The organism is Mesorhizobium bavaricum (assembly GCF_056781655.1).
Genome location: NZ_CM165566.1, coordinates 1,970,001 through 1,982,033, shown reverse-complemented (window position 1 = coordinate 1,982,033; position 12,033 = coordinate 1,970,001). Strand labels below are relative to the sequence as shown.

Annotated in this window: 8 protein-coding genes, 1 tRNA gene and 2 rRNA genes (1 of these 11 cut by a window edge); 2 read left to right on the top strand and 9 right to left on the bottom strand. The window is 57.6% G+C overall.

All coding sequences use genetic code 11. The features are described 5' to 3' along the window. Positions 1–140: 140 nt before the first annotated feature. Positions 141–560: a LysR family transcriptional regulator gene (locus AC1RZR_RS09685; RefSeq protein ID WP_481828361.1), complete on the top strand. Its 420-nt coding sequence runs from the start codon at positions 141–143 to the stop codon at positions 558–560. Positions 561–848: 288 nt separating this feature from the next. Continuing rightward, positions 849–1,865: a CHAT domain-containing protein gene (locus tag AC1RZR_RS09680; RefSeq protein ID WP_481828360.1), complete on the top strand. Its 1,017-nt coding sequence runs from the start codon at positions 849–851 to the stop codon at positions 1,863–1,865. Positions 1,866–2,273: 408 nt separating this feature from the next. Here AC1RZR_RS09680 and AC1RZR_RS09675 read toward each other — a convergent pair whose 3' ends face one another. From AC1RZR_RS09675 to AC1RZR_RS09635, 9 genes are all read right to left on the bottom strand, one after another. Continuing rightward, positions 2,274–2,570: a hypothetical protein gene (locus AC1RZR_RS09675; protein ID WP_481828359.1), complete on the bottom strand. Its 297-nt coding sequence runs from the start codon at positions 2,568–2,570 to the stop codon at positions 2,274–2,276. Positions 2,571–3,044: 474 nt separating this feature from the next. Next, on the bottom strand, positions 3,045–4,010 hold the full coding sequence (locus AC1RZR_RS09670) for a DUF4238 domain-containing protein (protein WP_481828358.1): 966 nt from the start codon (positions 4,008–4,010) through the stop codon (positions 3,045–3,047). Positions 4,011–4,582: 572 nt separating this feature from the next. Continuing rightward, positions 4,583–5,419, bottom strand: a complete 837-nt coding sequence (locus tag AC1RZR_RS09665) for an NYN domain-containing protein (RefSeq protein ID WP_481828357.1) — start codon at positions 5,417–5,419, stop codon at positions 4,583–4,585. Between the two features lie 488 nt (positions 5,420–5,907). Next, positions 5,908–6,777 carry a hypothetical protein gene (locus AC1RZR_RS09660; protein ID WP_481828356.1) on the bottom strand — a complete coding sequence of 290 codons (870 nt, stop codon included), beginning with the start codon at positions 6,775–6,777 and terminating at the stop codon, positions 5,908–5,910. A 116-nt stretch (positions 6,778–6,893) separates the two neighbouring features. Next, entirely contained in the window at positions 6,894–7,361 is a 468-nt protein-coding gene (locus AC1RZR_RS09655; RefSeq protein WP_481828355.1) for a hypothetical protein, read from the bottom strand. A 290-nt stretch (positions 7,362–7,651) separates the two neighbouring features. After that, a complete protein-coding gene (locus tag AC1RZR_RS09650; RefSeq protein WP_481828354.1) occupies positions 7,652–8,605 on the bottom strand; it encodes a DUF6615 family protein in 954 nt (317 codons plus the stop codon). A 307-nt stretch (positions 8,606–8,912) separates the two neighbouring features. Further along, positions 8,913–8,989: transfer RNA gene (locus AC1RZR_RS09645), tRNA-Met, on the bottom strand. Positions 8,990–9,174: 185 nt separating this feature from the next. Beyond that, positions 9,175–9,289, bottom strand: a 5S ribosomal RNA gene (gene rrf / locus AC1RZR_RS09640). A 173-nt stretch (positions 9,290–9,462) separates the two neighbouring features. Beyond that, a 23S ribosomal RNA gene (locus tag AC1RZR_RS09635) occupies positions 9,463–12,033 on the bottom strand (it continues 235 nt past the right edge of the window).

Genomic DNA, 12,033 nt, shown 5'->3' with positions numbered 1-12,033 from the left:
TCACGAGATCACGTGATGCCCAAGAAGAAAATGGCGGTCCAAATTTGTGGTCCTCCAGGCGCGGCCTGAACGCTATTCGACGAAACCGATTGAGGGCGTTCGTGGATCCGCGTCATAGCGCCATCAGATGAGGAACCACGATGCGGCGACGCGTCCAGTTAATTACGCTTGATTGCGCAATCGTCATCGGTGAGGAAGGCAGTTTCCTTGGCGCGTCGCGACGCCTGGGAATTCACCATTCTGCCTTAAGTCGGCGCATTCGTGATCTTGAGCACTCGCTCGGAACCGCGCTTTTTGAGCGCCATACAGCGGGTGTCCGACCAACTCCGGCCGGCGCGAGGCTGCTGGGCAGTCTTCGTCGCGTTCTGACTGACCTCGATAGTACGCTTGCCACGGTTGCAAGTGCCCGAGGAGGACAGGCAGGCAGCTTGCCGACAAGCTTTGAAGCGCCCTCGCCCGCGGCAGAATTTCTCGATGCAATCACCGAAGTCATTCGAAGCAGGCCGGATCTCAGCCTCCGTCTCGTGGACAAGAAACGCGTCGTGGCTGGTCTGCCCTGATTGATGTTGTAGCGAGCTCCGCTGGCCGGCCCGTCGGTCGTCGAGAGTGCGCCGATGGGAGTACGCCTGTGCTCCATTTGTAGCCGCAGCGTTCCGAAGACTGCGGGCGGTCGACCGTTCAGTGCCCGCCAGTCCGACAACTGACAAACGGTGGCGCAGCGGTGGTCCGTTGGCGTACCGATATCAATCTCTCTTGGCTGGTCCTTGTAATCGGCTAGCTTGCCCCTGATGCTTTATTGAAGAAATCGTGGAGGCCCCATGTCGTTGCTTGACTCTTTTAGAGCAGACTTGACCAGACTGAAGAAGCAGGAGGCGACCCTGCTCAAGGAGCGGTCGGGCCACGAGGCTGCAGCGGCCGGCGCTCGTTTCAAGAAGGAGAGCAAGCTCCGAGACGCGTCCAAAACCAAAAGCGATTCGATGCGGAACTCGTATATCCGTGCCGCACAAGGCTACGAGAAAACCGAAATATCAGAGGCCAAGAAGGCAGCCGGAGTGGCAAGCAAGCTAGCAACGAATGCAGAAGCGCAGCGAAGGAAGCAGGCTTCCATTCAGACCCAAGAAAAACAGGAGGAGGGCCGTCGCGACAGCAAGGAAAAGCAACGGCAACGCGATGAGTTGTCCCATGCGAAAGCGGTGGGCAGAGCAATGTCGCCGGTGGTGAGGCATGTCATCGTACGGGAACCGCAGCAGGAGAAGCTGAGGGTTCTATATCTGACGACCAATCCGGACCCTGCCGGGGACTGGCTGCGTACTGATGCGGAAATCCGCGCAGTGAAGAACATCGTCAGGGGTGCGTTGCATCGCGACTATATCGTAGTCGATCACAAGCCTGCAGCGACCATGGAAGACCTGATGGATGGCATCAACGATATGCGACCGCACGTCATTCATTTTTCAGGGCATGGCGGCTCAAGGTCTCTTCTGTTCGATAATGGCAGTGCTGAAAGTCCAGATGGCCAGGAGATGGACTTCACACTCTTGGCCAAGATTCTCAACGCGACCAGCACTCCACCCACCCTTCTCGTCCTCAATGCCTGCGACACTCTCGATGGAGCCGAAGTCCTCCTGCCGGTTGTTCCGGTGGTGATCGCCATGTCCGATAGCATCGACGATGCCGCAGCCACGGTGTTCGCAGGCGCCTTCTACGGCGCGATCGCCAGCGCACAACCTATCAAAAAGGCACTGGAGCAGGGAAAGGTTCGCATGGAAGCAGCAGGCTTCGTCGATGACGCGAACCTTCCCGCTATGATCAACCGCGATGATGTAAATGTCGATCATTTGGTGCTTGTGGAACCGCCGGTTTGATACCAACTCGCGAGTCAGTCGGAAAGACGAAACCCGAGATGGGCATTCACATCTAAGCCGCTGTTATTATGAAAGCAGCGCTCGGCCCATATGAGACGTATAGCGCCTTGTAGCTTGGATATGTCGGGTGCTGGTGCAACCGAGACATCCCCAGCCACGAAACGCAGAAACCGCCCCGGTCAGACCGGGACGGTTAGGGTGTTATGACAGAAGTGGTTGCGGGGACAGGATTTGGCTTCTTTGTCCTGCGGCGTCGACCTTGCCTGCTTGCGGGCGACTGATGAGAGTTCAAATCAACCGGCCACCACAGCCAGATGCAAAAACGCCCGCACGAAGAACTCACCCCGTAAAGTTGGACACAACCTTCGGGGGGTCAGTTCAGATGAGCCGGGGTTTTCATTTTCGAGGCTAGATGTTCACCGAGGTCGGCAGGTCGTCGGCGTCGGCGCCGCGGTGGTTACGAAACGCCGGCCGCTCTTCCGCCATCGCCATCAGAAGCCGGGCAATCCGCAAGCTCGGGATACGTGTTTGCCCGCGAAGCGGCAGCAGATTGCCGCTGCCGTCCCGCCAGGAGAAGCGGAAGCCATCCTCGAACGGCTGGTTAGGGATGTGGTAGCGAACCGCCTGAAAACAGAGGGTCGCGCCGTGCTTGTAGCGGACGCTGACTTCGTCGAGGATTTCGACGTTGGTTTGATCACTTGCCATGTTTTGGTTCCTGAAAAGGGCCCCGCCGGGATGGCGGAGTTAATTTCCCACTTAGAACCCCGGCAATGGCGTCAATTCAGCCTCGAAAAAAGCCTTTTTTGCAGGTCAGCCGAAATCTCTACCTTCCGCACAAACACGTCGGCTTCCTAAGCCGCAGCAGTGAAGGCTTTCCGGCCGAGGCGCGTAATAGGTCTTGCCGCCGAACTCGGCCCCCATGGCTTCGGCTTCTACGGGCTCCTAGAAGTGGGGGCCGAGATAATCGCGGTCATTGCGGCGGATGAGACCATTCGCTCCGCGCAATCCATGCGACGAGCTCGGCGGTGCGCGGCTCAGAAGCCTTCTCGCAGCAATTCTCCTAGGGGATGACACCATGGTGCGCCCAATAGCTATCGAGATAGGAATCCGGGCGGATGTCTTTGTGACGGGGATTTCTCCGGCTATCAGGGCCGAAGGAGCCAAGGCCCCGCCATCAGCTTACAGATTGAGATCTGTGCGTTCCGACACGGGCTTAGCAATCTCTGCCATGCGGAGCCTGTTGATCCTCTCCAGAAAGGTCTCCTCGCGAAGCTTTCCCATGTGTTTCTGAACGAACCTCAGGGCCGCGCCATTGCTGCCATAGATGTAATCGGTAGCGTTGTTCACGACGTATGTGTTGACGGTCATCACAAAATCCCACGGCTGTTTCTCGACCAGCTGGCGTCTGAACTCTTCCGTCTTGGTGGCAACAAAAACGCGGTGCGGGCCTATAGGTAGAATGATGTGGGCCTTCGGACCGTTCATCCCGACCGATGCAATCAGGGGACGATCCGAGGTGAGAAATTCTCGGGCACCATCGATGTTGTGCACTGTCCACTGTAGCTGCCCGATCGCTCTGATCGCAGTCTCGACCTGCATCATGCCACTGAGCGCTACCATGGCAGCCCGCTCGTGGAACGTTGGCCCCAGCAGCTTCTGGTAGTCCTCCACCGTCCGGGGGTTGCCCTCCATGCCAGACTTCTTGAAGGCGGCTTGCAAGCTAGGGAGATCTGAGAACCAGTCGTATTTGACGTAGTGCTTGAGCCGTTTGATGTCGGCCGGCATGCGCATCATCAGCGAAAGCAGGAACTTGATCCATGCAACCGCTTCCGTTTGAGTTGCCTCGGTATCGAACCTACCCGTCATAAGTCGCTGCATTGCAACCGCAGCATCCGTGTCGACAGGGCGAGTGAACTCGGTCTCAAAGAGATTAGCTACCCTTTCAGGTAGTCCCTCAACCGCATAGAGGCGTTTGATATAGCCAACCGCGCTTGGGTGCCGCCGGAGCAATTTCACCCTCTCGTCATAAGGGTTCGGCTTGCTGAACTGGACAATGCGCCCATCGGCGCCAGCCCATCCCTTCAGGTAGAAAACCGGAAGGAAGTGGTGCTTGTTGGGCTCGTTCTGTTTGAACTCCTTTGTCATGCGGAGTCTATATCGCGCTAAACGCCTACCTTGATACGGCCACGGTTTACCGCGGCTTGGCCGTGCCGACCGATCGCCGCCAGGTACTCTGCAAATCCCCGCTCGACGCGAAGTGCTCAAATCAGGATGCCGGTTCCACTGCTGTTATCTCTGGCGTGCTGGCCGGCGGCGCTCATTGCACTGCATGCCCAGAACGCAAAAACCGCCCTGGTCAGACCGGGACGGTTAGCGTGTTATGACAGAAGTGGTTGCGGGACGCGCTTGAGGTAGCTCGCGACTGACCTCCTCATCGAGTCGCCCGCGGGAGACGCACCCCCTAAGCCGCTTCGGGGCGGGCGACGAAAATCTGACAGAGACACGTTTGTGAATAGGCACCACATTCTCGGCATTGACCGGGTTGACGTGGTTAGCCCATGCTCGCATCAGCTTGCGGCGCTTCTCGATGGCAACCGGCCTGCGATACCCAGAGGAGAGATGTAAGCTTCGGCCTGTCGTTGATAGTGGCGTTAGAAGGCAAGAAATGCGCCTGCCGGCGCCTTTGCCATCAACGGCAATGATGGAATTTCTTATCCTTATCGGCTCGGCAGTGGTGAGCGGTCCTTGTTCCGCTTGTCTGAGACGTAGCTCTGCCCATTCTCCATCTTCATTATGTCGAAGAGGCCAGTCGCCGCGAAGAGTGCCGGAAAGTTTTTGACTCCATAGTTTCGTGGATCGATGGGCGCCTGTCGTTTCGCTGCGCTTCCTGCCGATGACATAGCTGCCCATCCATCGTCTTGCGCCGTGGCTTCCACAGCGCCACGCAGGATCGCCACGAGGGTCGTATCTTGCGAAAGAGATTTGCCCGTTCGCTTGTCGGCGGACTTTTCGGCGGGCGTTTTGGATTTGGCCGCCGATTCCGCTTTGGTCTTTGGTTTCTCGCCGGGGGCTTCAGGAGTTGTCGGTTGCTCAGCATCGTCCAGGCTATCGAGGTAGAGGAAAGTCGTGCAGGCATTGATGAAGGGAGTGGGCGTTTTGCGTTCCCCAAATCCGTAAACTTCGTGTCCATTGGCCTTCAACTGCATCACGAGTGGTGTGAAATCGGCGTCGCTGGAAGCCAAACAGAAAGCGTCAAGCTTTTGCGTGTAGAGAAGCTCCATTGCATCGATCACAAGCGCAATATCGGTGGCGTTTTTGCCGGCCGAATAGGTGAACTGTTGAATGGGCCGAATTGCAAAATTGTGCAGCTTGTCTTTCCAGTTCTTGAGATTGGCGCTTACCCAATCGCCGTAGGCGCGGCGGATATTGGCCGTGCCGTATTTTGAAAGTTCCGCCAGTATCGCTGCGATCTTACCGTGGGATACATTGTCCGCATCGATGAGCAGGGCGATTCGCCGATCAGATCTGGTTCGCGACCTGTCCTCATTCTCCATTCGATTGTTCGCCCTCCCTGCGCATCTTCATTGATAGCATCTATGTGCGATGTGCGCACGATTGTGGTTCAAGCAGCGCCCTCGGGTGCACGGCGAGGGGCAGTTGGCCTGTCGAGCCCGTGGGGGCCCTGCCACCTAATTTCGATCGATCTTAGGCGACGTTTACGCTCTTGCTTACCGTCGCCGATAGCAGAAGAGTGCTTCGGCGATAATGGGTCTCGCGATGTGATCTAGGAGCGGAGGAGGCGAACTGGGCTGCTCGCGCGGCAGCAGGCAAGCACCGAGTAGGGCCGCTCTGAATGGCCACATCTGCCCTAAACCGGGCCTAACTCTAACGCGAAGCAAACGGCTTTTTACGGCCCCTTTTCAGGCAAACCTTTGCCTGGTCCGCTTCGCGCCCGCATTACGGCCGTTCAGAAGGCAGATCGGTAAGTCCTCAAGCCTGACGATCATCGAAGCGGCCAACAGCCGTTAGATGCGCGAGCTTTCTATTTCCGTAAGGGGCGGCGATCCCAGCCGCGATCGGGTCTGCCGGTTGGCCGGTCGGTCCGAGGATGACCCAACCGAATCTGGACGATCCTGCCTTCGCGACGGTGCTTTTGCCAAGAAAGGAAGATGCGCGAGGTCCGCCCCATGCCGATCAAGTCGATCATGTCGGGACGTGCTATTTCCGCTTCGGGAAGCGCCTCCTCGGCAGGCAGGTCAATGTTGAAGACGAGCGCAATCCCATGCATCCGGACTAGAAGCCCGGAAAGCCTCCGGCTCTCCTCATCGACGATCGGCCCGACCGAAACCGCGCGCCGGCCGACTAGGTCCTCATGTGCATCCTGTGTGAGGGGCAGGCTGAGCGTCATGAAGCTGCGCGGACTCTGCGAGGACAGCTCCGTCACGATTCGATCCATCGGCGGCTCGAAATCGCGAAACCGGCGATCGGGTGTCGTGAAATCGATCTGCGAGGCGTAGAGACTGGCAAGTGTCTTCATCGCCCACAGTTCCAGTCCGTCGCCCGAGGTCATGAAGAATCGACTTCTGCTCGACAGCGAACGCCGCTGCGCGTGCTTCAGCCCCTCCTCAAGCGCTAGGAAGAACCGGATCGCGTGTGCGTCGAGCGGCGACATTGCGCTATTGTGACGGCGACACAGTATGCGCGCGACGAGATTGTCGGGGGAATAATGCGCAACCTCTTCACGCTGCCAGGGCATGCCGCGCACCCTGAGTTCCGGACCGTCTATCAAGCCGCGCGAGATATAGTGCTCGCGGCTGAGTCCGCCACCACAGTCCGCGGTCCCCGCCATATAGCAGCCACTCTGCGCTTCGCCGGTCACCGGCGCGGGCGGGACGAGATCGCCGAGTACCATTGCCGGCCGGCCATCACCACCGAGGCAACAGTCGGCAAAGCTCGACCCGCTGTCGCATGGGCAGGGATCGTCTCGCTTCCAGGGGAAGCCGAACCCGTCTGTTGGGGGCCTCGCCATCAGTAATAACCGATATGGTCGGCCTGCATCCCGCCGAGCTCGGCCAGTTCTTCAAGCACGGTGATACACAGCGGCAGCAGCAGCCGTATCCGTACGGAATCGTCCCAATAGGCACTTCCATGCTTGCCGCCGTGGAACAGGTTGTTGCGCGCCGTCATAAGCAACAATGTGACGCGGTCGAGCTGCGAGGCGCTGTCCGTGAAAGTCACATCGTTGAACGTCAGCCCAGCGTCGCCGACGATCTGCTTCTGCGGGTTGGCGACGACGAGGCGTCCGGCGGCATCGGACGGAGCATAGTCTCCGCCATACGCTTCGACGAAACCCTTCCAGTCCGCCAGCGCAGTCGCGCCGACCGTTTGGGACTGGAGCCAGCTATTCTCTTTTAGGGCGGATTCGAACCGAGAAAACCAGAAGAAGAAGTCGAAAATCAGCGGCCGCAGATCTTCCTCCACCTCTTTGTGGCGCATGATGTTCCCCCGAGACTAAGCCTGCCAGACCGTCGGTGCGATCGGATCATGTTGACGACGGTTAGGACGATTATACAAGTCCGCAGGGTGAAGCTTCTTGACGAGACAGCCGCGCTCGACGCGATCCGCATGCCGATGGCTGAGGCGGCAGAGTACGTCTCGCGGTTGCCTTTTGGGGCAAAGGGTCCTGACCGTCCTCGCACGGTCGACGAGGATCAGGGCGAGCAGGTTGAGGCGGGGAGGGACGCTCCGCCTCGGGACGCCGGTCGATCGATGCCATGAGGTTGCGGTTAGTTGCCGGCGGGACGACCCCTTCTGCGACGCACGGCGGCGCGAGCCTGATCGAAGCTCGGGTCCTCGCGCGTCAGCGGCGTGCTGAGGATGACCCTCGGCCGTTGCAGAGTGGCGCGGTCCTTGTCGGTCACCTCGCCAGCAATCGCCCGGCGAATGCTGTCGGGAAGTTCGCGTGACGGACGGACCTGGAAATCCGCGTCGGCGGCAGGGGCGGCCTCGCCGCGGATCACATTGATGCGCTCGGCCACAAGGTCCGGATGGAAGGCGATTGACAGATATTCGAGCCCCAGGAATCCGCTGGGCAGGATGAACTCGGTTGCGGGATCTGCCGGCGGTGACGGCAGCGCGGGCAGGTCAACCACCGGCCAGCATAGAAGATCTGACAGCGACATGAAGCCCGCCCGCCATCGGCTGACCTTCTTCTCCTTCCGCTTGCACCCGCCAGCGACCATGCCAACGAGATCGCGCGCCAGCCGGATGTTGATGCCTTCGATCGCCGGGAGGGCTCCTACCGCACGCTGCAGCGCCGACTGAGGATGATAGAACATGTAGAGCGGAAGCGTGGCCATGCCGTCGGGCGATGTCGCAGCATGGTTCACCAGCGTCTGAATCTGACTGCCTTTCGGCGTGCCATGATCGAGATGATCATAATACCAGTAGCTTGAGCCATTCTTGAGCTTCTGTTCCTTACAGCGTTTCGACTGGATCATCAGGCGCAGATAGCTGCCGCCATCAACCTCATGCGGTGCTGCATAGATCCAGTCCATATCCGCGCCCGTGACCTTCTCATCGGGGAAGTCGACCCGGACGCCGAGCGGCTGGAGCGGCATGAGACCCATCATCAGCAGATCGGTCGCGGTCTCCTCGCGGAAGTTGCGGGTAAGATGACGGTCGCGCTCGAGGAGTTGAGCAAGGTCGCGCGGAAAGCGGTTGGCAAATTCACAGAGCATCAGTCGCTACCCCTTCTCACCGACCGCTATTGCCGACTCCCAAAAGAGGATCGGATGCGGCTTGACATGATGGCGAGATAGACTGCGTAGCTCCAAGTGGCAATTTACGTGCCAGCTCCCGGATTTGCCAGCTGTATTGCAGCGCAGTAGTCCGCGCTCCAAAGCTGCCCAGCAGCTCACGGCCCAATGCCGTCATTTCCGTCGCGCCCTATCTGCACCTTTGTGGCGCGATCGAGCCAACCCCGGCCATTGAAACGCAAAAAACCGCCCCGGTCAGATCGGGACGGTTAGTGTGTTATGACAGATTTGGTTGCGGGGACAGGATTTGAACCTGTGACCTTCAGGTTATGAGCCTGACGAGCTACCGGGCTGCTCCACCCCGCGTCACCTTTGGATGTAAGCCCAAGCCTACAATAGGATGGCCTACAGATAGGTAGAAGTCTCACCAAATGAAAGGGCCGCTTTCGCGGCCCGTGTTCCCGTTGGCGGGCCTGTTCGTAAGGAGAAGATTTCCTCTCCATCCGGTATCGTTTTCGATACTGGATGTGAGATCAACGTGCGTTTAGCAGACCTGGCAGCGACCTACTCTCCCGCGTCTTGAGACGAAGTACCATCAGCGCTGGAGCGTTTCACGGCCGAGTTCGGAATGGGATCGGGTGCAGCCGCTCCGCCATAACCACCAGGTCGGCAAAACGCACGTTGTTCGAGAAGCTTTTTGAGCGAAGAGCTCTGCGCGAGTAGCCAATAGGGGTTACCCTATCATGCTTTCTCGGAGCTGTTCGCTGGTCTTTGTTGTGCTTTCACATCTTCTGGCGGCAATCCTTCGGATTGCGCCGAGATGGGCATAAGGAATGAGAACGATCAAGCCGATCGAACTATTAGTACCGGTAAGCTTCAAGCGTTGCCGCTCTTCCACACCCGGCCTATCAACGTGGTCGTCTTCCACGGTTCTCAGGGAATACTCGTTTTAAGGTGGGTTTCCCGCTTAGATGCCTTCAGCGGTTATCCCGTCCGGATATAGCTACCCTGCTATGCGGCTGGCGCCACAACAGGTCCACCAGAGATCCGTCCATCCCGGTCCTCTCGTACTAGGGACAGATCCTTTCAATATTCCTACACCCACGGCAGATAGGGACCGAACTGTCTCACGACGTTCTGAACCCAACTCACGTACCGCTTTAAATGGCGAACAGCCATACCCTTGGGACCTGCTCCAGCCCCAGGATGCGATGAGTCGACATCGAGGTGCCAAACAACCCCGTCGATATGGACTCTTGGGGGTCATCAGCCTGTTATCCCCGGCGTACCTTTTATTCGTTGAGCGATGGCCCTTCCACGCGGGACCACCGGATCACTATGACCGACTTTCGTCTCTGCTCGACTTGTCAGTCTCGCAGTCAGGCAGGCTTATGCCATTGCACTCAGCGAACGATTTCCGACCGTTCTGAGCCCACCATCGCGCGCCTCCGTTACTCTTTAGGAGGCGACCGCCCCAGTCAAACTACCCACCATACATTGTCCCGGACCCGGATAACGGGCCGCGGTTAGACATCCATAGTAATAAGGGTGGTATTTCAAGGGTGGCTCCACCTGAGCTGGCGCCCAGGTTTCAAAGCCTACCACCTATCCTACACATGCCACTACGAATGCCAATGTAAAGCTATAGTAAAGGTGCACGGGGTCTTTCCGTCTAACCGCAGGAACCCCGCATCTTCACGGGGAATTCAATTTCACTGAGTCTATGCTGGAGACAGCGGGGAAGTCGTTACGCCATTCGTGCAGGTCGGAACTTACCCGACAAGGAATTTCGCTACCTTAGGACCGTTATAGTTACGGCCGCCGTTTACTGGGGCTTCGATTCAGAGCTTGCACCCCTCCTCTTAACCTTCCAGCACCGGGCAGGCGTCAGACCCTATACGTCGTCTTGCGACTTCGCAGAGCCCTGTGTTTTTGATAAACAGTCGCTACCCCCTGGTCTGTGCCACCCTCCTCTACTTGCGTAGAAAAGGGTCACGCTTCTTCCGAAGTTACGCGTGCAATTTGCCGAGTTCCTTCAGCATAGTTCTCTCAAGCGCCTTGGTATACTCTACCAGACCACCAGTGTCGGTTTCGGGTACGGTTTATAAGGAGGAGCTATTTCCTGGAACCACGCAGCAGCCCGTTCAATCCGATAAGATTGGACTACCTCAATGATCCGTCACTACCTCCAAGCCCACGAATATTAACGTGGTTCCCATCGACTACGCGTTTCCGCCTCGTCTTAGGGGCCGGCTAACCCTGCTCAGATTAGCTTTAAGCAGGAACCCTTGGTCTTTCGGCGGGGGAGTCTCTCACTCCCCTTACGTTACTCATGTCAGCATTCGCACTTCTGATACCTCCACCACCCCTCACGGGTATGGCTTCATCAGCTTACAGAACGCTCCGCTACCGCTCGTATTGCTACGAACCCTAAGCTTCGGTGTATGGCTTTAGCCCCGTTACATTTTCGGCGCAAAGACCCTTATTTAGACCAGTGAGCTGTTACGCTTTCTTTAAATGATGGCTGCTTCTAAGCCAACATCCTGGTTGTTTTGGGATCCTCACATCCTTTCCCACTTAGCCATAACTTGGGGACCTTAGCTGTAGGTCAGGGTTGTTTCCCTTTTCACGACGGACGTTAGCACCCGCCGTGTGTCTGCCGACTAGTACTCCCAGGTATTCGGAGTTTGGTTAGGTTTGGTAATCCGGTGAGGACCCCTAGCCCATCCAGTGCTCTACCCCCTGGGGTATTCGGTCGACGCTCTACCTAAATAGATTTCGCGGAGAACCAGCTATTTCCGAGTTTGATTGGCCTTTCACCCCTAGCCACAAGTCATCCCGAACTATTGCAACAGTTATGGGTTCGGTCCTCCAGTAAGTGTTACCTTACCTTCAACCTGCTCATGGCTAGATCACTCGGTTTCGGGTCTAATGCGACGAACTGAACGCCCTGTTCAGACTCGCTTTCGCTGCGCCTACACCTAGCGGTTTAAGCTTGCTCGTCACACTAAGTCGCTGACCCATTATACAAAAGGTACGTGGTCACCCAGGACGAACCTTGGGCTTCCACTGTTTGTAGGCAATCGGTTTCAGGTACTCTTTCACTCCCCTTGTCGGGGTGCTTTTCACCTTTCCCTCACGGTACTAGTTCGCTATCGGTCATGCACGAGTACTTAGGCTTGGAGGGTGGTCCCCCCAATTTCAGACAGGATTTCACGTGTCCCGCCTTACTCGAGGACGATGATTTGCATTACGCGTACGGGGCTGTCACCCACTATGGCCCTACTTTCCAGAAGGTTCCGCTTGTCTCATCATCGCCACTGGCCTGGTCCGGGTTCGCTCGCCGCTACTTCCGGAGTCTCGGTTGATGTCCTTTCCTACGGGTACTTAGATGTTTCAGTTCCCCGCGT